Source organism: Actinacidiphila alni (assembly GCF_900112845.1).
GTDB lineage: Bacteria > Actinomycetota > Actinomycetes > Streptomycetales > Streptomycetaceae > Actinacidiphila > Actinacidiphila alni.
Genome location: NZ_FONG01000005.1, coordinates 43,891 through 63,348 on the forward strand (window position 1 = coordinate 43,891; position 19,458 = coordinate 63,348).

The window sequence follows — 19,458 nt, forward strand, 5'->3', positions numbered from 1 at the left end:
GGGCCGTGCACGCGGACCCGACCCCGGCCCTTCGCTGTCCGGGCGCGGGCGTGCAGGGCGCCCCGGTTACGGGATGTGCTCGGTGTCCGACTCGGACTGGAAGCGGTAGCGCAGGTCGCGCAGCACGGTGACCAGATCGCGCTCCTCCGGCGCGGTGCCGTTGTACATGTCGGAGAGGTAGCGGGCGAACTGCCGGGCGTTGGGGAAGATCCCGTGCTCGCGGACGTAGCGCCGGTAGGCGCCGAAGAACGCCTCGTCCTGCGAGATGCCGTCGGGGAATTGGAGGTCGGAGACGTACTCGATCGGCGGTTCGGGAACGGGTTCGGCCTCGGGCTCCGGTTCCGGCCCGGGCTCCCCGGCGAATTCGGGCGCCGGACGCTGCTGGCCCTGAGCCACCGCGTTCCCGTTGAGGCCGGAACCGCCCAGCGGACGCGACCTGTTGGGCCCGGCCGGGACCATCACCTGCGACTGCTGCACCTGTGACTGCTGGGCCTGTTGCTGTTCGTACCGCTGTTGCTGCTGCTCGAACTGCTGCTGTTGCAGTTCCATCTGCTGCTGCAACTGCTGCCGCGCGAAGAACGCCTGCTCGGCCTGGGCGTCCTGCTGGGCCTGGAGCTGCTGGGCGACGAACCACGGGCTGTCGTGCGCGCCGGGCAGGTCCGCCGGCGGATACGGCTGCTGGTTGTACTGCTCGTACTGCTCGTACTGCGCGTACTGCGGGACCTGGCCGCCCCGCAGGCGGTCGGCCTCGGCGGCGGCGATCGCCGCGGCCGCTTCCTCCGCCAGGTCGGGTATTCGGTTCCCCGCGCCGTTCCCGTTGACGGCCCCGTTCGGGTGCCCGCCCGCGTTCCCGTTCACCGCGCCGTTCAGGGCACCATTCACCGCACCGTTCACGGCGCCGTTCTGACGGCCGTTCAGGCCGCCGTTGACCGATCCGTTCACCGTGCCGTTCATGGCGCTTCCGGCGGCCCCGGCGGCGGCACCGTTCGCGTCCGCGCCCTCCGTACCCTCCGCGCCCTCGGCCTTCCGCGGTCCGGCGGTCAACTCCTTGGCGGGGCGGGTGAGTTCGATGCCCGCCGCTTCCAGCCCGGCGTCCGCCGTCTCCGCCAGCGGCACCCCGTACTTCGCCAGCCGCAGCGGCATGATCGCCTCGACCGGGGCCTTGCGGCGCCACGCGACGCCGTACCGGGCCCGCAGCCGCGCCCGGTACACCAGCCGGTCCTGCTCGCGCCGGATGGTCTCCTCGTACGAGCGCAGCTCCCACAGCTTCATCCGGCGCCACAGCCGGAAGGTGGGGACCGGCGCGAGGATCCAGCGGGTGATGCGCACCGACTCCATGTGCTTGTCGGCGGTGATGTCGGCGATTCGGCCGATCGCGTGCCGCGCGGCCTCCACCGACACCACGAACAGCACCGGGATGATCGCGTGCATGCCGACGCCGAGCGGGTCGGGCCAGGCGGCGGCGCCGTTGAAGGCGATCGTCGCGGCCGTCAGCAGCCAGGCGGTCTGCCGCAGCAGCGGGAACGGGATGCGCAGCCAGGTCAGCAGCAGGTCCAGGGCGAGCAGGACGACGATGCCGGCGTCCACGCCGATCGGGAAGACGTTCGCGAACCAGCCGAAGCCCTTGTCCAGGGCGAGCGAGCGGACCGCCGCGTACGAACCGGCGAAGCCGATCGCGGCGATCACCACGGCACCGGTGACGACCACTCCGATGAGAACGCGGTGCGTCCGGGTCAAACGTATCGCGGCCACCCGCGACCCCTCCTACCCCTTGGCTCCTGCCCCAACTGACGGGCTCCGCCCCACTGGCGGCCACCGCCGCGCGGGCGGTCCGGGAGCCCTGGTCCGGCCCCGGCGGGCCCCAGACTGCCATACGCGTGCGACAGGGACCCGCCGTGCCGGCGTACTGCGGACGTACAAACGCGCGAATACCGGGCGGGAGCGGCGGGAGTTGTGGAGTTGTTACGCGTTCGCCGCCGCGACGGCCGCGACGGCGTCCTTGGCGGCCCGCTCGGCGCCGCTGCGCACGGTGTCGGCCGACGGGTTCTTCTTGCCCTCGAGGCCCGCGCCGTTGAACTCCACCAGCACCACGACATTGCCGCTGCGCACGACGACCGAGTCGTTCTGGGACGTGACCTTGGCGATCGTGGCCTTGCTGGCGACCGACGCGGCCTGGTCGCCGAGGCCGGTCAGGGTCGCCGGGCTGGCGCCGGACACCTGGTTGAGGGTGCCGACCTGCTCGGTGTAACGCTTCTTCGCCTGGTCCTCGGCCGAGCCCAGCGCGGTGGAGGAGGTGAAGCGCTGGAGGGTGACCGACAGCCAGCGGTATTGGTAACCGTCCTTGCCGTTGCCGGTCCAGGAGCAGCCGCTGCGCGCCTGGAGGTCGTCGGACTTCACGGCCGTGCCGCCGGGCGTCTTCGCCTTCGGCACCAGCGCCGTGACCGTCGCCTTCGTCACCGAGGTGCAGGACGAGGGGAGCGCGGCGAATTTCGCGGGCGCGACGGTCGGGGTCGGCGAGGCGGAGGCGCCGCCGGAGGCCGAGGAGGATGCCGAGGACGCCGAGGACTGGGCCTTCGCGTCGGACGAGTCGGACGAGCCCGAGCCGGACGAGCACCCGGCGATCGCGAACGCGGGGACGGCCGCGCAGGCGAGCAGCAAGGCCAGGCGCGGGGCGGTGTGTCGTCGTTCCATGGGGGTCACCCTAAGGGGCCGCGCTGTCCGCCCCCGCCCGCGCGCGTGTCAGCCCTTGACTTTCCGCTCGATCTGGTCTGCGACCTCTTGCGCGCCTTTTTGCAGGTCAGCGCTGCTCGGTGGCAGAGAGCCACTGGGTGCGGACTCCGCGTAGGTGACCGTCACCAGGACGTTCGCGGTGCGGAAAACCAGCGTCACGTCGCGGCGGGGCTGCTTGGAGTGGGGTGCGACGACGTCATTGATAAATGCGGCGTTTCCCACATCGGTCAGGCGGCGGGGGAGGAGGTCGGGGCTGCTGCCACCGTTCCCCGAGCCCGCGTCCGTACCGGTTCCCGTCCCGGTGCCGTTCGGGTCGCCGGTGCCGCTGTCGGTGCTCGCGCCGTTGGTGCCCCGGGTGGTGCTGCCGCCGCTGCCCGTGCCGCCGGTGGGCGGCGTGGTGGTCGGGGGGGTCGGGGTGGTCGGGGTGTCGGACGAGGTCGGCAGCGCCGGGATCGAGGCGTCGGCGGCCTTCTGCGTGAAGTCCTGCTGCGCCTGCGCCTCGTCGCTGATGGCCGGGTCGTACGACACGACGCGTTCGAGGTCGATCCGCAGCGTGTCCGAGGCGCCGGCCGTGGTCGTACCGCGCCAGGAGCAGCCGACCCGGCGGTTGGTGTCGTACGTCAGCGCCTCCGAGCCGGCGATGTCCGGGACGGCGGGCACGAGCTGCTTGAGCAGGTCGGCGTCGACGGCTGTGCAGGGGGAGGGCAGGGTGCGGTACTTGCCGGGCGGGGCGGGGGAGACCGTGCTCGAACTGTCGCCGCCCGCGAGCTGGGCGGCCTTCTGGTCGGTGACGGAGTCGGCCGAGGTGCCGTCGGCGGTGCAGGCGGTGAGGGCGCCGAGTGCGGCGACGGTCACCGCCAGCGCGGTCGCGGCCGGGCCGACGGCGAGGGGACGGCCGTGCCTCGCCGGGACTCTTCGCGTGGACCGCACGGGCCGGGCCTCCTCATCTGCGCGCCGCCGCCAGGCAGCTCGTCGTACTTATTGCGTCGTACTGATGCAGACTTCTGCCTGCTGTCGGGCGGTTCCACTGTCTGTTCCGTGCCGTCGTGCGGGCGTAAACCTTTGGCGTGGACGGTCACGCCGTGGAGACAATGTCTACCGCAAGCTTCACCGAAACCATCTCTTGGGGCGGTTTTATCGCGTGAGGCGTCCTTGATGTCGTTGTTTCCGGGGGATTGTCATGTCTTATACCGAGGTGCCGGGTGTCCGGGTGCCGATCCGGATGTGGACGGACCCGTCCACGGTCGAGGACGGCGCGATGCAGCAGCTGCGCAATGTGTCCTCGCTGCCCTGGATCAAGGGCCTGGCCGTCATGCCCGACGTGCACTACGGCAAGGGCGCGACGGTCGGCTCGGTCATCGCCATGCACGGTGCGGTCTGCCCGGCGGCGGTCGGCGTCGACATCGGCTGCGGCATGAGCGCGGTGAAGACCTCGCTCACCGCGAACGACCTACCCGGGGATCTGTCCCGGCTGCGCTCCAAGGTGGAGCAGGCCATTCCGGTCGGCCGCGGCATGCACGACGCGCCGGTGGCGCCGGACCGTTTCCACGGCATGGCCACCGCCGGCTGGGACGACTTCTGGGGACGTTTCGACGGGCTCGCGGAGGCGGTGCACTTCCGCGCGGAGCGCGCCGCCAAGCAGATGGGCACGCTCGGCAGCGGCAACCACTTCGTGGAGATCTGCCTCGACGAGGCGGGCGCGGTCTGGCTGATGCTGCACTCCGGCTCGCGCAACATCGGCAAGGAGCTGGCCGAATTCCACATCGGTGAGGCGCAGAAGCTGCCGCACAACCAGGGTCTTGTCGACCGCGACCTCGCGGTCTTCATCTCCGACACGCCGCAGATGGCCGCGTACCGCAACGACCTGTTCTGGGCCCAGGAGTACGCCAAGAACAACCGGGCCATCATGATGGCCCTCCTCCAGGACGTGGTCCGCAAGGAGTTCAAGAAGGCCCGGCCGACCTTCGACCAGGTCATCTCCTGCCACCACAACTACGTCTCCGAGGAGCGCTACGACGGCATGGACCTGCTGGTCACCCGCAAGGGCGCGATCCGCGCGGGCTCCGGCGACCACGGCATCATCCCGGGCTCGATGGGCACCGAGTCCTACATCGTCCGCGGCCTCGGCAACACCGCGGCCTTCAACTCCGCCTCCCACGGCGCCGGCCGCCGCATGAGCCGCAACGCGGCGAAGCGGCACTTCTCCACCCGCGACCTGGAGGAGCAGACCAAGGGCGTCGAGTGCCGCAAGGACTCCGGCGTCGTCGACGAGATCCCGGGCGCCTACAAGCCGATCAAGCAGGTCATCGACCAGCAGACCGACCTGGTCGAGGTCGTGGCGCAGCTGAAGCAGATCGTCTGCGTCAAGGGCTGAGGCCCAGGAAGGCGGCGCCGTGAGCAGGCGGCGTTACCCGCCCCGCGTGGTCCCGGGTGCCTGTCGCACCCGGGACCACCACGGGACCACCACGGGGCCTGCCGCTCGGGGCGCCGTCGAGCACGGCTGCGAGGTCTTCGCGGGAGTACGACCCGTGCGGCACGCGGGCCTCTGGGTAGGCTCCGGCCATGACGGAGCATCCAGGTTTCGGCGCCCTGCTGGCGCGGCTGCTGGAGCGAAGAGGGTTCGGTGTGCGGGCAGTGGCCGACCGCGCCGGGGTGGCGGCGAGTGAGGTCGACGCGGTTCTTGCGGGAGGGACCCCGAGCGAGGGACTGCTCCGACGGCTTGCGCCGGCGCTGACGTTCCGCGCCGTCGATCTGTTCGTCCTCGCGGGAGTGGCGGTTCCGGAGGACCTGGCGCCGCTGGACGCCGCCGCCCGGCACTCGGTGGCGAGCATTGTGGCGGGCGCGGTGGGCCTTCCCGCGGCGGGACGCAGTGACCTTCTCCGGCTGATCCGATCGATGCCGCAGGAGGAACGGGGTTCCCGCTTCTCTCCGAAGCCCCCCATGCCCCTGACCGGCGGTCCGGGATCTTGGGTCGTCCGCATGCTCCAGTACCGCAACCTGAACTGGATGGGCATGGCAAGGACGCTTGCCTTCGTGACGCCCACGTGCCTGTCGGCGGCCACCTATGGGGTGATCGGCTCCGGCCGCAAGGAGCTGTCCCCGCGCTTGGTGACGGACTTCGCTGCCGTCCTGGGGCTCGACGCCCGTGAACTGGCCGGGCTGGCAGGCGTCGTTCTGCACGAGATGCCGGCTCCGCCCTCTCCGGAGGCCGTGGACGCCGCGGAGTTGCTGTGGGAGGCGCGACGCCTGTCCGCCGCGCAGGCGCGACACGTCTCGGAAGTGGCATGGTCGCTGCTGGCGGATTCCCGCGGCGCTTCCGGCTACCGCTCGTAGACGCGCCACCACGGGTCGACCGCTGCCCGGGCGAGGGCGGTGTCGTACTGGGCTGCGTCGAAATCGCAGGCCAGGGGGCGGGTCATGTGGTCCGGGGGCTGCCAGTCGTACCACTGGACGACCGTGTCGATGCGGTGGACGACGACGGTGAGAAAGCCGCAGCCGCCGCCGGTGCACGCGGGCGCGCCGAGTTCCACGCGGCGGGGGACGTCGGTGGCCGCGAGAGGGCCGGGGCCGTGCGGGGGCCAGAGGTCGGCGGCGAGGGGGCCCCGGCCGTCGGGGCCGACGGCCGGGTCGAGGACGTCCTCGCCGTTGACCAAGAGGCGGACCTGCGGGGGGTAGCGCGGGCCGGGCGGGAGGACGGCGATCTCCAGGTGGTCGAACACCCGGTCAGCCTAGGGGCGGGCGGGCGCGTCAGTGGGGTGTGGGGGTTGCTTGGTGGGTCAGGAGGGAGGTGGCGCAGGTGAGGAGGGTTTCGGGGAGGGGGCGGCGGTGCCAGGCGAGCAGGGATTCGGCCTTCGCCGTGGTGTGGCGGTTGCGGCGGCCCAGGGCGGGGGTGATCTCGCGGAGGGCGGGGTCGCGGAAGCGGGCGGCGAGGCGGACGGCGATGTCGGGGAGCTGCCGGGTGGGGACGCGGCGGCCCGCGTCGCCCAGGCCCTCGCGCAGGATGCGCGCCATGTCGGCCATCCAGGCGAACTCCCCGGTGCCGAGGAAGCGTTCGCCGGCCGCCGCCGGTGAGGTCATGGCCCGCAGATGGAGGTCGACGAGATCGCGGACGTCGACGATCTCCAGGCCGATGCGCGGCACGCCGGGCATGGCGCCGGAGAGCATGCGGGCGACGATGCCGACCGAGCCGCCGGTGTCCGCGGTCAGGACGGGCCCGAAGACCGCGCCGGGCAGCACCGTGGTGAATTCGGTCGGGCCGCGGTAGGTGTCCATGAAGTCCCAGGCGGCCATCTCGGCGAGCGTCTTGGCGCGCCGGTACGGGATGAGGGTGGGGTCGTCGGGGTCGGTCCACAGCGTCTCGTCGGTGACGCCCTCGGTCGCGTACGACGACGGGCTCGCGGCGTTGGCCGCGGACGTCATCACGACCCGCCGCACCCCGGCGGCGGTCGCCGCCCGCAGCACGCGCAGCGCCCCGTCGCGGGCGGGCGCGACCAGCGCGTCCGGATTGTTGCCGGTGCCCGCGCCGCCGGTCACCCCGAGCGGCGCGGCGACGTGCAGCACGTAGTCGACGCCTTCGACCGCCGCTTCCCATCCGGCGTCCGCCGTGAGATCGGCGACGGCGAAGTCCAGCCGCCCGGCCGGGTCGACGACGGTGGACACCGCCTCGGTGACGGCCCGCTCCTTGGCGCGCGAGCGGACGGTGGTGCGTACGCGGTAGCCGCGGCTCAGCAGTTCGGCGACGGTCCAGCCCCCGATATAGCCGCTGCCTCCGGTGACCAGCACGGTTTCGGGCATGACGGGACCTCCAGGGGAGTGGGTGCGGGAGTGGGTGCGGGGGATGTGCGAGAATTAAACGGAAGGCCCTCCGTTACACCTCCGAACGTACCGGAGGCCCTTCCGTTTAGCAAACCGGACCGAACGGACCCGCCCGTGACCGACCTCCCGCAGCAGCCCCCGACACCCCCGCGGGCGACCCGCTCGGACGCCCGTACCAACCGCGCCCGCGTACTCGCCGCCGCGAGCGAGGCCCTCGCGGAGTCGGCCAACGCCTCCCTCACCTCGATCGCCAAGCGCGCCGGCGTCGGTGTCGGCACGCTCTACCGGCACTTCCCGACCCGGGAGGCGCTGATCGTGGAGCTGTACCACCAGGAGATCCAGAAGGTCATCGACCTCGCGCACGACCTGGCCGCGACCCGCCCGCCGCTGGAGGCGCTGCGCGCCTGGTTCCAGGAGGTCGCCCGCTACGGGCAGCTCAAGTACGGCGTCGCCGAGGTCATCCACGCCGCGACCAACGGCGGCCTGGACGACGAGCACTACGGCCCGTTCCTCGGCGCGATCGGCGCGCTGCTCGACGCGGGCGCGGCCGAGGGCACCCTCAAGGCGGGCACCGACCCCGAGGACGTCCTGCTCCAGCTCTCCGTGCTGTGGCGGATCCCGCCCGGCCCGGGCGCGGCCGACCGCGCGGCCCGAATCCTCGACCTGGTTACGGACGGCCTGCGCGTCCGTACGTAGCCTCCGTACGTGGCTTCCGTACGGACGAGAACGGGGCCCGGCCCGTGGGAAACGGACCGGGCCCCGCCTGACGAAAGACCTGACGAAAGACCTGGCGAACCGTCAGTCGTTCGCGTTCAGCACCGGCAGGTAGCCGGCCGAGTGGCCGGTCGCCGTCGGGTGGTAGGACTCCCAGCTCGGCGAGATGACCAGCGAGTGCAGGTAGTCGTCGCCGGAGCACAGCTCGTGCCCCTTGAAGGTGCTGCGCACGTCGCCGAAGGAGAAGCCGTGCGCGGCGGCGCGGGCGGCCGTCGTGGTGTCCAGCACGTCGGCGGCCTCGTCGATCTTCTTGTGCTTGGTGGCGCTCATGCCGATGCAGAAGGTGTTGAGGGTGTACATGTCCGGGTAGCCCAGGACGACCACGTGCGCGGACGGCGCCTTCGCGCGGATCGCGTTGTACACCGAGTCCAGCCGGCCGGGCAGCGTGTTGCGGACGAAGGTCTCCGCGGAGTTCACCTTGTTGACGCAGTCGCTGTCGGAGCCGGTCACGCACGTCGTCATGACGTCGGAGAAGCCCGCGTCATTGCCGCCGATGGTGATGGTGACCAGGGTCGTGGCGGAGTTCAGCGGGCCGAGCTGGTTGTTGAGCACGTCCGCGGTCACCGCCCCGGAGCAGGCGGTGTCGGCGAAGGAGGACGGCGCGTGCGCGTTCTTCCACAGGTAGGGGTACGCGCTGAAGCTGCGGTGACAGTTGCCGCTCGAACTGTCGTAGTTCCCGGCGCCGTTGCCGGCCGAGTACGAGTCGCCGAGGGCGACGTAGGACGATCCGGCGGCGTCGGCGGGGCCGACGCCCACGAGGGCGAGGGCGCCGCCCACGGCCAGCGTGGCGAGCGCTGACAGGGTCTTGGTGCGGTTCACGGAACCTCCATCGGCAGGAGCTGTTCAGCAAGTCGGGGGGGCATGCACACATCGGTAACGAGCGATGACGAGGGGTAATGATGTGTGCATGTCAAGCTGTGCGAGCTGTGGAAGCTGTGAAAGCTTCGAGGGGGCGAGCAGTGGCACCGGTCCTGGACGACATCAGGCGACTTCAGCGTGAGCGGTCCTGTTGTCGCCAAGATCTACGCGCGAAGAACACCGCGGGAATCATCCCCAACGTTACTGGTGCGTTAAACATGGTCAGGTCGCCCCGTACGGGGGAGTGTTGAGGTGTGAGGAGCGCGCGTATGACCGGGCGGAAGAGGCCGGCGGTCCTGTGGTACCAGCGGTGGCTGGTCAATCCGGTCGCCCGCAGGACGGCCCGTTTCACCCCGGGCGCCGCCGTCGTCGAGACCACTGGACGGCGGTCCGGACTGCCGCGCCGCACCCCGGTCGGCGGCACCCTGGAGGGCGGCACCTTCTGGTGGGTCAGCGAATTCGGCCGCCAGTCGCAGTACGTCCGCAACATCGAGGCCGACCCGCGGGTGCGCGTCCAGCTCAAGGGCCGCTGGTACGCGGGCACCGCCGCCCTCGTGGACGACGACGATCCGATCGCCCGCCTGGAACGGCTGCCCAAGGGCAACAGCAAGGTCGTCCGGCTCTTCGGCACGGAACTGCTGACGATGCGGATCGATCTGGACGCGCCGCCGGAGTAAGTCCCCCCGGAGATACGGGATTACACGCCCGGGGTCATACGCGCCCGGAACTTTACGCGCCGGGCCCGCCCGGCGGCTCGACGACCGCCAGCCACTTCGTCAGCAGCGCCTCCAACTGCCCGGCCTCGTCCTCGCTCAGGGCCCCGAGCAGGCGCCGCTCGTTGGCCATGTGGGCGGTGAAGGCGCGGTCGATCAGTTCGCGCCCGCGCGCGGTGAGCGCGACCACGCGCCCCCGCCCGTCCGCCTCGCTGGGGCGGCGGGTGGCCAGGCCCGCGCGCTCCAGCCGGTCGATCCGCTTGGTCATCGCGCCGGTGGTCACCATGGTGTGCTCGGCCAGCTCCGAAGGCGCCCGCTCGAACGGCTCGCCCGCCCGGCGCAGGGTGGCGAGGACGTCGAAGTCCCCCTCGCCGAGGCCGTGTTCGCGGTAGACGACGCACAGCTCCTCGGTGAGGAAGCCCGCGAGGCGGTGCAGCCGGCCGATCACCCCCTGCGGCCGTACGTCGACGTCCGGCCGCTCGCGGGCCCACTCCCGCTGGATCCGGGCGACATGGTCGAGCGGCGGTTCTGGCTGTGGGTGCGCGGAGGCCGCGGCGGAATCGGTCACGCCCTTCACGATACCTTCCCTGGAAGGTAAAGTAGCTTCCGTGGAAGCAAACGTCCGCTGGACCCTCGTCACCGCCGTCGCCCCGATCGCCTGGGGCACGACGTATTACGTCACGCGCGCCGCGCTGCCCGCCGACCACCCCCTGTACGGCGCGGTGCTGCGCGCCCTGCCCGCCGGTCTGCTGCTGCTCGCGGTACGCCGCCGGCTGCCGCGCGGCGCCTGGTGGTGGAAGTCGCTGGTGCTCGGGACGCTGAACATGGGCGCCTTCTTCGCCCTCGTCTACGTCGCCGCCCAACTGCTGCCGACCAGCGTCGCCTCCACCGTGATGGCCACCTCGCCGGTGGCGATGACGCTGCTGGCCTGGCCGCTGCTGGCCGAACGCCCGCGCGCGCTGCCGCTGGCCGGGGCGTGCGCCGGGATCGGCGGCGTCTGCCTGATGGTGCTGGACGGCGCGGCGGACATCGACCCGCTCGGCCTGCTCGCCTCCGTCGCGGCCATGACGATGTCGTCGGTCGGCTACATCCTGGCCAAGCGGTGGGGCGGCGGCGTGGACGTACTGTCCAGCACCGCCTGGCAGTTGATCGCCGGCGCCCTCGTCCTGCTGCCGGCCGCCGCCGTGGTCGAGGGCGCGCCGCCCGCGCTCGACGGCCGGGCGGTGCTCGGCTTCGGCTACGTCACCACGATCGCGACGGCGGTCGCCTTCGCGGCCTGGTTCACGGGGCTGCGGCACCTCACGGCCGCGGGCGTCGGGCTGATCGGCCTGCTCAACCCGGTCACCGGGGTGCTGCTGGGCACGCTGGTGGCGTCGGAGACGCTGGGCGGGCAGCAGTGGTGCGGGCTGGTCCTCGTCCTGGCGGGCGTGCTGACCGGGCAGCCGGTGACGGCGCGGGCGCTGGCGCGGGTCAGGGAGAAGGCGCGGGTCAGGGAGAGGACACGGTCCCGGGACGGAGCCGTCGTGCCCCTGTCCGTGAAGTGCCCGCCGGAAAAGGTCAGTTCTTCCGCAAGGCGCTCATGAGATTCCGCGTCACCTGGATCATCGCGGGCCGGTACTGCGTGAGATCGGCGACCAGCGGATAGTCGCCGCCGTCCAGCCCGTTGAGGGTGTCCTCGGAGACATTGGGCTGGACGTAGGCGGAGAAGTCGAGGGTGAACACCGCGCCGCCGTCCAGCACCTTCAGCTCCATGCTGTCGGTGCCGCTGCTCAGGAAGTACGCCTTGTCGCCCAGCTCGGGCACGGAGTTGACGTCGCCCGCGGTGGTCAGCCCGTCGTTCAGCACCCGCACGTCGTCGTCGAATTCGGTGCGCGGGTCGACCTTCTTGTGCAGGTCCACGCTCACCATGACGGCGTACGCGGTGGTGCCGCCGCCCTCCGGCTGGTTCGCCCGGGTGTTGAAGTCGCAGCGGATCCGGTCCACCGCGGCCCCGCGGTGCTGCGTCGCGGGCGACCCCGTACCCATGAGGTCGGGCGCCGGCTGGTCGTTCTCGGCGCCGACCGCGTCGGTCAGCGGCTTGAACGTGTCGCCCCCGCAGGGGCTCTGGCCGAGCCGGTAGCCGTGCAGGTCCGGCCGGCCGTCGTGGCCGCGGTCGTACGCGTACGTGCCGCCCGCCCACACCGCCGAGGTGAGCAGGACCGCGCCGAGCACCCACACCCAGGGCGGGCGGGGTCGCGCGGCCGGGCGCGGGCCGTCGCCGAAGCCGGCGCCGTCGGTGTCCGCGACGAGGTCGACCGGCCGGCCGTCCTCGCCGGCGCCGCCCGTCAGCTCCGGCTCCGATATCACCGCGGCTCCTCCCGGTACACCTTGGAGTTGCTGGCCTGGGCGCGGGGGCGCAGCACCAGCAGGTCGACATTGACGTGCGCGGGCCGGGTGACCGCCCAGGCGACGGTGTCGGCGACGTCCTCGGCGGTCAGCGGCTCGGCGACGCCCGCGTAGACGGCGGCGGCGCGGTCGGCGTCGCCGCGGAAGCGGGTCAGCGCGAATTCGTCGGTGCGCACCATGCCCGGCGCGATCTCGATGACGCGCACCGGCTTGCCGTTCAGCTCCAGCCGCAGCGTCTCGGCGATCACGTGCGCGCCGTGCTTGGCGGCCACGTATCCGCCGCCGCCCTCGTACGTGGCCAGGCCCGCGGTCGAGGACAGCACGACGACGGTGCCGTCGCCGGAGGCGGTCAGCGCGGGCAGCAGGGCCTGGGTGACATGGAGCACACCCAGCACATTGACCTCGAACATCGCGCGCCAGTCGGCCGGGTCGGCGCTGGCCACCGGGTCGGTGCCGAGGGCGCCGCCCGCGTTGTTCACCAGCACATGCAGCGGCGGGTACGCGTCCAGGCCGGCCGCGAAGGCGTCCACGGCGGCCCGGTCGGTGACGTCCAGGCCGTACACCGACACCGAACGGCCGTCCGCCGTCAGCTCCTTGGCCAGCTCCTCCAGCCGGTCGGCGCGGCGGGCGGTGAGCACGACGTGATACCCGGCCTCGGCGAGCTTGCGCGCGGTGGCGGCCCCGATGCCGCTGCTCGCGCCGGTGACCACTGCGGTACGGGGGCTCATGTCGTGCTGCCTTCCACGCTCGTCGTGCGGCGCCCGTACGCCCAGGTGCGTTCACGGTGCCGTCCTCCGGGGCTTTCCCCGGCCGTGAGCAGCATAAGCGGCGCTATGGAAGCGGCCTACGCGTTGAGCGCCCGCAGCATCACGCGCTGGTCGAAGGCGAGCAGCCAGACGGTCGTGGCGGACATCAGCAGTGCGAGCGCGAGGTGCGCGGCCGGCGTCGTCGCCTCCACCCCGACCGCCCCGAACACCACGTGCACGCCGATCCGCAGCCCGATCAGACCGAGCGCGATCTTCCGCGTCCTGCGGCCCTTCAGCATCGCCTTGGCCATCTTCAGCCGCCCGCGCAGCACGGTGCGGGCCAGCACGATGTTCACCACGAGCGCCGCCGCCAGGAACATCCACGCGTCGGGCGCCGACTTGAGAATGTCGTAGGCGGCCCCCATCAGCCCCTCGAAGGCGAAGAACCACACCGGTACCGCCTTGAACTCGCCCTCGGTGCCGACGCCGGTGCCGCCCTCGGTGCCGGTCTTGGTGATCGTCTCGTGCGCGCTGAGTGCCCCGTAAGAAGTCATGCCCCGAGCATCGCGGCCACGCGGCCCCTCCGGCAGAGCCGGAAATCCCGGGTCCGGCATGACAGATGTCATGGGGCCAATTCGTGTCTGTCTGACTGGCTTTGGGCCGGGTAACTGGCGAAATCCAGCCGTTGCGGTGATCCGCCAGTCACGAGCTGGCCGGAAACGGGCATACCGGATGGCCGGAAAGGAGGGGCGGGAGGGAGTACGAGGGGTGGGATCAGGGCCAGACGAGGCAGTAGAGCTGGTGGCCGGACTCCTCGCAGCGGCGGGCGAAATCCTGCCATTCGTGGAGCATCTTGTAGATCACGAACGCGTCCCGCGGCCCGCGCCGGTCCGGGACCGTCGACCAGATGAAGGCCGCCGCGCCGAGGGATTCCTCGTTCGCGGTGCGCAGCGGCTCGACGACCGAGTGCGGCAGGCGCACCACCGCGTAGTCCGGGTGCAGCACGACGAGTTCGAGCGGCGGCACCTTCGCCGGAGGTATGCCCTCGATGCCGGTGAGGACCATCGCGGCCATCGTCTCCGGCTTGACCTTGGTGTACATGCCGTGGCCGAGTTCGTCGCCGCCGAGTTCCTCGGGGCGCATGGAGATCGGGACGCGTGCCGCGGTCGCGCCGTCGGGCGCGCCGAAGTACTTGTAGGTCACCCCCACTCGGCCACCCCTGCTCCTGCCCTCGCCTGCGGTTGAACGGTTCTCCGGTACACGGTCGGCCGGGTTCGCGGGACGGCGTCGCCTGCCGGTGGGACGGGCATGCTCGGGCTCGTGCTCGCCCGGTCCTTCGCCCGCTCCGCCACCGCGCTGCTGCATTCCACTACCCGACCATCCGCAGACCCAACCATGCAACCCGATCATCGTCTCAGATGCCGGGTCGAGACGTTGGAGCGCAACGCCCGGCGTTTGAGAGCATGTGCCTGTGAGCTATCCGTACGAAGCACCAGTGTCCCAGGAACTCTTCGACCGCGCGGCGGCCGTGACACCAGGCGGCGTGAACTCCCCGGTGCGCGCCTTCCGCGCCGTGGGCGGCACGCCCCGGTTCATGGTGTCCGGCAGCGGCCCGTATCTCACCGACGCCGACGGCCGTGAGTACGTCGACCTCGTCTGCTCGTGGGGCCCGATGATCCTCGGCCACGCGCACCCCGAGGTGATCGCCGCCGTGCAGGCCGCGGTGGCCCGGGGCACGTCCTTCGGCACGCCCGGTGAGGGCGAGGTCGCGCTCGGCGAGGAGATCGTCGCGCGCGTCGAACCGGCGGAGCAGGTGCGGCTGGTGTCGTCCGGCACCGAGGCGACGATGTCGGCGATCCGGCTCGCGCGCGGCTTCACCGGCCGGGTGAAGGTGGTCAAGTTCGCGGGGTGCTACCACGGTCATGTGGACGCGCTGCTGGCCGCCGCGGGTTCCGGGGTCGCCACGTTCGGGTTGCCGGACACCCCCGGGGTGACGGGCGCGCAGGCCGGCGACACGATCGTGCTGCCGTACAACGACCTGGACGCCGTACGCGCCGCCTTCGCCGCGCACCCCGGCGAGATCGCCTGCGTGATCACCGAGGCGTCGCCCGGCAACATGGGCGTCGTCCCCCCGCTGCCCGGCTTCAACGCCGGACTGAAGGAGCTGTGCGAGGCCGACGGCGCGCTCTACGTCTCCGACGAGGTGATGACCGGCTTCCGGGTCAGCAGGGCCGGCTGGTACGGGCTCGACGGGGTCCGCCCCGACCTGCTGACCTTCGGCAAGGTGATGGGCGGCGGCTTCCCGGCCGCGGCCTTCGGCGGCCGGGCCGACATCATGGGGCGCCTCGCGCCCGCGGGCCCCGTCTACCAGGCGGGCACGCTGTCTGGGAACCCGATTGCGACCGCCGCCGGGCTCGCCCAGCTGCGGCTGCTCGACGACGCCGCGTACGCCACGGTCGACGCGGTGTCGAAGGAGATCCAGGGGCTGGTCGGCGCCGCCCTGGACAAGGAGGGGGTCGCGCACCGGGTGCAGGCCGCCGGCAGCATGTTCTCGGTGTTCTTCACCGACACCGAGGTCCGTGACTACGAGGACGCCAAGAAGCAGGAGTCCTTCCGCTTCACCGGCTTCTTCCACTCGATGCTGGCGCAGGGCGTCTATCTGCCGCCGTCGGCCTTCGAGTCCTGGTTCGTGTCGACCGCACACGACGAGCGGGCCGTGGAGCGGATCGCCGCCGCGCTGCCCGCCGCCGCCCGTGCCGCAGCGGAGGCCCACGCATGAGCGAGCTGACCGTCGTCCACGTGATGCGCCACGGCGAGGTGCACAACCCCGAGGGCATCCTCTACGGGCGCGCCCCCGGCTACCACCTGTCCGAGCTGGGCCGGAAGATGGCCGACCGGGTCGCGGAGCACCTCGCCGGCCGCGACATCACCCATGTCGTGGCGTCCCCGCTGGAGCGCGCCCAGGAGACCGCCGCGCCGGTCGCCGCCGCGCACGGCCTGGAGATCGCCACCGACGAGCGGCTGATCGAGGCCGCCAACGTCTTCGCCGGCAAGACCTTCGGCGTCGGGGACGGCGCGCTGCGCAAGCCCGCGAACTGGAAGTACCTCACCAACCCCTTCCGGCCGAGCTGGGGCGAGCCGTACGTCGACCAGGTCGTCCGGATGACCGCGGCGCTCGCCGCCGCCCGGGACGCCGCCCGCGGCCACGAGGCCGTCTGCGTCTCCCACCAGCTCCCCATCTGGATCGCCCGCAGCTACGCCGAGGGCCGCCGCCTGTGGCACGACCCCCGCCGCCGCCAGTGCACCCTCGCCTCCCTGACCTCCTTCACGTACGACGGCGACAAGATCGTCTCGGTCGGCTACAGCGAACCCGCGATCGACCTGGTCCCGGAGCGACTCAGGTAGCCGCGCCCGGAAGGGGCCTCCCCGGCCCCGTACGAAGGGCTTCCCCGGCCCCTCGCATGGCCCGCCCCAGTGAGATGACAGGACCATCCGAGGGGTCTCGCGGAGATTTTGCGACCTTCGGCGTAACCATGAGGAACCTGTGAACGTCATGGTGGGTGACCACTTTTCTGCCCATCTCAGCCACCAGGCCGGGGAAGCCTAGAGACGGGATCGTTTTTCGATGTGCGCCATGAGCCGCAGGACCCTTCTGACCACCAGCGCCGGAGCGGCGGCCGCCACCATCGGTGTCGCCGGTTGCGGGAGCAAGGGAAAGGGGGTGGACGGCGCGACACCCACGGCACGCAAGACGGGGGAGAAGTCCGGCGCCAGCGGGCAACAGGCCCCCAAGAAGACGGTGACGCTGATCGGTGACGGATCGACGGCGTACACCGGTGCGCAGCCGAACCAGCCGCGGCCGGAGCGGCTGGAGCCTGGCCAGGCGCCGCCGCAGTTCGTGATCTTCTCGTGGGACGGCGCGGGCGAGGTCGGCAACGGCCTCTTCCCGCGGTTCCGCCAGCTCGCCAAGGACCACGGCGCGTCCATGACCTTCTTCCTGTCCGGGCTGTATCTGCTGCCGGAGGCGAAGAAGCTCCAGTACAACCCGCCGAACAACCGGCAGGGCGCCTCCGACATCGGCTACCTCACCGACCAGCACGTGCGGATGACGCTGGACAACGTCCGGCAGGCGTGGCTGGACGGCCACGAGATCGGCACCCACTTCAACGGCCACTTCTGCGGCGGCAGCGGCACCGTCGGGCGCTGGACGCCGACGGACTGGAAGAGCGAGATCGACCAGGCCAAGTCGTTCGTCAAGAGCTGGAAGACCAGCACCGGCTGGCACGACCAGGACCCGCTGCCGTTCGACTACGAGAAGGAGCTGGTCGGCGGCCGTACGCCGTGCCTGCTCGGCCAGGACAATCTGCTGCCCACCGCGAAGGCGCTGGGCTGGCGCTACGACGCCAGCTCGCCCGGCGGCAACCAGGTGTGGCCCAGCAAGCGCGGCGGCCTGTGGGACCTGCCGCTGCAGCTGATCCCGTTCCCCGGGCACTCCTTCGAGGTGCTGTCCATGGACTACAACATGCTGGCCAACCAGTCGCACGCGGCCACCAAGTCCGACCCGGCGAACTACCCGGGCTGGCGCCGGCAGGCCACCGCCTCGTACATCGCGGGCTTCCAGCGCGCGTACACCACCAACCGGGCGCCCTTCTACATCGGCAACCACTTCGAGCAGTGGAACGGCGGCATCTACATGGACGCCGTCGAGGAGGCGTTCAAGCACATCGCGGCCACCCGGGACCGGGCCGGCGGCGGTGACATCCGGCTGGTGTCCTTTCGGCAGTACGTGGACTGGCTGGACGCGCAGGACCCGGCGGTGCTGGCCAAGCTGCGCACCCTGGAGGTCGGCAAGGCGCCGGCCGGCGGCTGGCGCGAGTTCCTGGCGGCGCCCGCCACGAGCAGCACCAGCAGCAACGCCCCGGTCGGCGCGGCGACCTCTGCTACCTGATCCTTACTTGGGGCAATTGCCGTTTTTGGGGTTGGCGTCGGGGGTGTGGAAGATCGTCCGAGGGCCCATGCGAAACTTTTCACATGAGTCCTCAGCGCGCCCTCCGACGCCGCTCCCTCCGCAGTGCCGCGGTACTCGCGGGGGCCGCCGCGATCGCGATGACGACGGCCGCCTGCTCGTCGACCTCCGGCACCTCGGGCGCCGGAAACACCAACTTCGTCGGCGGCACCGGCGAGATCAACGTCGTCAAGGCCGCCGACCGCAAGCCCGCCCCCGACATCTCGGGGAAGACCCTCACGGGCGCCAAGGACAGCCTGGCCGCGTACAAGGGCAAGGTCGTCGTCGTCAACATCTGGGGCTCGTGGTGCGCCCCCTGCCGCGCCGAGGCGCCCAACCTGGTCAAGGTCGCCAACGCCGACAAGGACAAGGGCGTGCAGTTCCTGGGCATCAACACCCGGGACCTGGAGGTCTCCAACGCCAAGAGCTTCGACAAGCGCTTCGGCATCCCCTACCCCAGCTTCTTCGACCCCTACGGCTCGCTGATCCTGCGCTTCCCCAAGGGCAGCCTGAATCCGCAGACGCTGCCCGCGACGCTGGTCATCGACCGGCAGGGCAAGGTGGCCGTCCGGGCGCTGAAGCCGCTCAGCGAGGACGACCTCAACTCGATCATCGACCCGCTCGTCGCGGAGAAGTGACGTGCAAGCAGGCACCACCGCGACCGTGACCGCGCACGTCCTGGCGGCCGACCCCAACCAGACGGTGCTCACCGGGGCGCTGCTGGCGGCCATACCCGTCGCCATGTTCGCCGGACTGATCTCCTTCTTCTCCCCGTGCGTGCTGCCGCTGGTCCCCGGCTACCTGTCGTACGTGACCGGCGTCACCGGCACCGACCTCGGCGAGGCCAAGCGCGGCCGGATGCTGCTGGGCTCCTCGCTGTTCGTGCTCGGCTTCAGCGCCGTCTTCGTCTCCGGCGGCGCCCTGTTCGGCAACTTCGGCGCGCAGCTGCTGGTGCACCGGCAGGTCCTCACCAAGATCTTCGGCGCCCTCACCATCGTGCTCGGCCTGGCCTTCACCGGCCTGGTCGGCGGAATCACCCAGCGCGAATTCCGCTTCCACTTCCGGCCCGGCCTCGGCCTGGCCGGCGCGCCGCTGCTCGGGGTGCTCTTCGGCCTCGGCTGGACGCCCTGCGTCGGCCCCACCCTCGGCGCCGTCAACGCGCTGGCCTTCAACGACGCCAGCGCCGGCCGCGGGGCGCTGCTGATGGCGTTCTACTGCGCCGGACTCGGTGTGCCGTTCATCGTGGCGGCCATAGCTTTCCGTCGTACGCTCGGCGCGTTCGCGTGGGTCAAACGCCACTACGTGTGGGTGATGCGGACCGGCGGCGCCATGCTCGTCGCGGTCGGCGTGCTGCTCGTCACCGGCGTCTGGGACCACATCACCTACCAGATGCAGATCTGGTCCAGCGGTTTCAATCCAGGGGTCTGAACCC

At 71.5% G+C, this 19,458-nt stretch carries 21 protein-coding genes; 10 read left to right on the forward strand and 11 right to left on the reverse strand.

Features of this window, described 5'->3' with window-relative positions; genetic code table 11:
• Positions 1 to 66: 66 nt before the first annotated feature.
• The 3 genes from BM076_RS09955 to BM076_RS36540 all read right to left on the reverse strand — a co-directional run bounded on the left by BM076_RS09955 (position 67) and on the right by BM076_RS36540 (position 3,660).
• Positions 67 to 1,752 (reverse strand): DUF2637 domain-containing protein, encoded by a 1,686-nt coding sequence (locus BM076_RS09955; RefSeq protein ID WP_093713082.1) that lies wholly within the window; start codon positions 1,750 to 1,752, stop codon positions 67 to 69.
• Between the two features lie 210 nt (positions 1,753 to 1,962).
• Positions 1,963 to 2,691: a DUF3558 domain-containing protein gene (locus tag BM076_RS09960; RefSeq protein ID WP_177246396.1), complete on the reverse strand. Its 729-nt coding sequence runs from the start codon at positions 2,689 to 2,691 to the stop codon at positions 1,963 to 1,965.
• A 48-nt stretch (positions 2,692 to 2,739) separates the two neighbouring features.
• Entirely contained in the window at positions 2,740 to 3,660 is a 921-nt protein-coding gene (locus tag BM076_RS36540) for a hypothetical protein (protein WP_093713083.1), read from the reverse strand.
• A gap of 250 nt (positions 3,661 to 3,910) precedes the next feature.
• On the opposite strand from BM076_RS36540, the gene BM076_RS09970 reads away from it, so the two are divergent.
• Together BM076_RS09970 and BM076_RS09975 are read left to right on the forward strand one after the other, a co-directional pair.
• Positions 3,911 to 5,104 (forward strand): RtcB family protein, encoded by a 1,194-nt coding sequence (locus BM076_RS09970; protein ID WP_093713084.1) that lies wholly within the window; start codon positions 3,911 to 3,913, stop codon positions 5,102 to 5,104.
• A gap of 188 nt (positions 5,105 to 5,292) precedes the next feature.
• Positions 5,293 to 6,063, forward strand: coding sequence for a helix-turn-helix domain-containing protein (locus BM076_RS09975; protein ID WP_143120547.1), 771 nt, complete (start codon positions 5,293 to 5,295; stop codon positions 6,061 to 6,063).
• On the opposite strand, the gene BM076_RS36545 is transcribed toward BM076_RS09975, so the two are convergent.
• Both BM076_RS36545 and BM076_RS09985 read right to left on the reverse strand, forming a co-directional pair.
• Entirely contained in the window at positions 6,051 to 6,449 is a 399-nt protein-coding gene (locus BM076_RS36545; protein ID WP_093713086.1) for a hypothetical protein, read from the reverse strand. The two genes, BM076_RS09975 and BM076_RS36545, sit on opposite strands and share 13 nt — an antisense overlap.
• Before the next feature lie 28 nt (positions 6,450 to 6,477).
• Positions 6,478 to 7,524: an NAD-dependent epimerase/dehydratase family protein gene (locus BM076_RS09985; protein ID WP_093713087.1), complete on the reverse strand. Its 1,047-nt coding sequence runs from the start codon at positions 7,522 to 7,524 to the stop codon at positions 6,478 to 6,480.
• A gap of 135 nt (positions 7,525 to 7,659) precedes the next feature.
• On the opposite strand from BM076_RS09985, the gene BM076_RS09990 reads away from it, so the two are divergent.
• Positions 7,660 to 8,241, forward strand: a complete 582-nt coding sequence (locus BM076_RS09990; RefSeq protein WP_093713088.1) for a TetR/AcrR family transcriptional regulator — start codon at positions 7,660 to 7,662, stop codon at positions 8,239 to 8,241.
• A gap of 102 nt (positions 8,242 to 8,343) precedes the next feature.
• On the opposite strand, the gene BM076_RS09995 is transcribed toward BM076_RS09990, so the two are convergent.
• Positions 8,344 to 9,138 (reverse strand): SGNH/GDSL hydrolase family protein, encoded by a 795-nt coding sequence (locus BM076_RS09995; RefSeq protein ID WP_407640641.1) that lies wholly within the window; start codon positions 9,136 to 9,138, stop codon positions 8,344 to 8,346.
• Between the two features lie 308 nt (positions 9,139 to 9,446).
• Between BM076_RS09995 and BM076_RS10000 the strand changes: the two genes are divergently transcribed.
• The gene (locus BM076_RS10000) at positions 9,447 to 9,854 is read left to right on the forward strand and encodes a nitroreductase/quinone reductase family protein (protein ID WP_093713089.1); all 408 of its coding nucleotides are present in this window, start codon (positions 9,447 to 9,449) and stop codon (positions 9,852 to 9,854) included.
• 52 nt (positions 9,855 to 9,906) lie between these two features.
• Here BM076_RS10000 and BM076_RS10005 read toward each other — a convergent pair whose 3' ends face one another.
• On the reverse strand, positions 9,907 to 10,458 hold the full coding sequence (locus BM076_RS10005) for a MarR family winged helix-turn-helix transcriptional regulator (RefSeq protein WP_093713379.1): 552 nt from the start codon (positions 10,456 to 10,458) through the stop codon (positions 9,907 to 9,909).
• A gap of 40 nt (positions 10,459 to 10,498) precedes the next feature.
• Here BM076_RS10005 and BM076_RS10010 point away from each other — a divergent pair, with 40 nt between their 5' ends.
• On the forward strand, positions 10,499 to 11,473 hold the full coding sequence (locus tag BM076_RS10010) for a DMT family transporter (RefSeq protein WP_093713090.1): 975 nt from the start codon (positions 10,499 to 10,501) through the stop codon (positions 11,471 to 11,473).
• On the opposite strand, the gene BM076_RS10015 is transcribed toward BM076_RS10010, so the two are convergent.
• From BM076_RS10015 to BM076_RS10030, 4 genes are all read right to left on the reverse strand, one after another.
• Positions 11,448 to 12,236 (reverse strand): hypothetical protein, encoded by a 789-nt coding sequence (locus BM076_RS10015; protein WP_093713091.1) that lies wholly within the window; start codon positions 12,234 to 12,236, stop codon positions 11,448 to 11,450. The two genes, BM076_RS10010 and BM076_RS10015, sit on opposite strands and share 26 nt — an antisense overlap.
• A complete protein-coding gene (locus BM076_RS10020; protein ID WP_093713092.1) occupies positions 12,233 to 13,003 on the reverse strand; it encodes an SDR family NAD(P)-dependent oxidoreductase in 771 nt (256 codons plus the stop codon). The genes BM076_RS10015 and BM076_RS10020 overlap by 4 nt, the downstream gene beginning before the upstream one ends.
• Positions 13,004 to 13,119: 116 nt before the next feature.
• Positions 13,120 to 13,575 (reverse strand): hypothetical protein, encoded by a 456-nt coding sequence (locus BM076_RS10025; RefSeq protein WP_245795935.1) that lies wholly within the window; start codon positions 13,573 to 13,575, stop codon positions 13,120 to 13,122.
• A gap of 220 nt (positions 13,576 to 13,795) precedes the next feature.
• Positions 13,796 to 14,386, reverse strand: coding sequence for a hypothetical protein (locus BM076_RS10030; protein ID WP_245795936.1), 591 nt, complete (start codon positions 14,384 to 14,386; stop codon positions 13,796 to 13,798).
• Positions 14,387 to 14,492: 106 nt separating this feature from the next.
• Between BM076_RS10030 and hemL the strand changes: the two genes are divergently transcribed.
• From hemL to BM076_RS10055, 5 genes are all read left to right on the forward strand, one after another.
• Positions 14,493 to 15,800, forward strand: coding sequence for a glutamate-1-semialdehyde 2,1-aminomutase (gene hemL, locus BM076_RS10035; protein ID WP_093713094.1), 1,308 nt, complete (start codon positions 14,493 to 14,495; stop codon positions 15,798 to 15,800).
• The gene (locus tag BM076_RS10040) at positions 15,797 to 16,426 is read left to right on the forward strand and encodes a histidine phosphatase family protein (RefSeq protein ID WP_093713095.1); all 630 of its coding nucleotides are present in this window, start codon (positions 15,797 to 15,799) and stop codon (positions 16,424 to 16,426) included. Before hemL ends, BM076_RS10040 begins: the two co-directional genes overlap by 4 nt.
• A 220-nt stretch (positions 16,427 to 16,646) precedes the next feature.
• Positions 16,647 to 17,969: a polysaccharide deacetylase family protein gene (locus BM076_RS10045; RefSeq protein ID WP_093713096.1), complete on the forward strand. Its 1,323-nt coding sequence runs from the start codon at positions 16,647 to 16,649 to the stop codon at positions 17,967 to 17,969.
• An 83-nt stretch (positions 17,970 to 18,052) separates the two neighbouring features.
• Entirely contained in the window at positions 18,053 to 18,664 is a 612-nt protein-coding gene (locus tag BM076_RS10050) for a TlpA family protein disulfide reductase (protein ID WP_093713097.1), read from the forward strand.
• Position 18,665: 1 nt separating this feature from the next.
• Positions 18,666 to 19,454 carry a cytochrome c biogenesis CcdA family protein gene (locus BM076_RS10055; protein WP_245795937.1) on the forward strand — a complete coding sequence of 263 codons (789 nt, stop codon included), beginning with the start codon at positions 18,666 to 18,668 and terminating at the stop codon, positions 19,452 to 19,454.
• Positions 19,455 to 19,458: the final 4 nt, after the last annotated feature.

What these genes read in the sequence shown, in the direction of transcription:
- BM076_RS09970 (WP_093713084.1), top strand. Translation starts at nt 3,911, where the DNA reads ATGTCTTATACCGAGGTGCCGGGTGTCCGGGTGCCGATCCGGATGTGG.
- BM076_RS09975 (WP_143120547.1), top strand. Translation starts at nt 5,293, where the DNA reads ATGACGGAGCATCCAGGTTTCGGCGCCCTGCTGGCGCGGCTGCTGGAG.
- BM076_RS10030 (WP_245795936.1), bottom strand. Translation starts at nt 14,386, where the DNA reads ATGCAGCAGCGCGGTGGCGGAGCGGGCGAAGGACCGGGCGAGCACGAG.
- BM076_RS10050 (WP_093713097.1), top strand. Translation starts at nt 18,053, where the DNA reads ATGAGTCCTCAGCGCGCCCTCCGACGCCGCTCCCTCCGCAGTGCCGCG.
- BM076_RS10000 (WP_093713089.1), top strand. Translation starts at nt 9,447, where the DNA reads ATGACCGGGCGGAAGAGGCCGGCGGTCCTGTGGTACCAGCGGTGGCTG.
- BM076_RS09985 (WP_093713087.1), bottom strand. Translation starts at nt 7,524, where the DNA reads ATGCCCGAAACCGTGCTGGTCACCGGAGGCAGCGGCTATATCGGGGGC.
- BM076_RS09960 (WP_177246396.1), bottom strand. Translation starts at nt 2,691, where the DNA reads ATGGAACGACGACACACCGCCCCGCGCCTGGCCTTGCTGCTCGCCTGC.
- BM076_RS10020 (WP_093713092.1), bottom strand. Translation starts at nt 13,003, where the DNA reads ATGAGCCCCCGTACCGCAGTGGTCACCGGCGCGAGCAGCGGCATCGGG.
- BM076_RS10045 (WP_093713096.1), top strand. Translation starts at nt 16,647, where the DNA reads ATGTGCGCCATGAGCCGCAGGACCCTTCTGACCACCAGCGCCGGAGCG.
- BM076_RS10040 (WP_093713095.1), top strand. Translation starts at nt 15,797, where the DNA reads ATGAGCGAGCTGACCGTCGTCCACGTGATGCGCCACGGCGAGGTGCAC.
- BM076_RS10025 (WP_245795935.1), bottom strand. Translation starts at nt 13,575, where the DNA reads ATGACTTCTTACGGGGCACTCAGCGCGCACGAGACGATCACCAAGACC.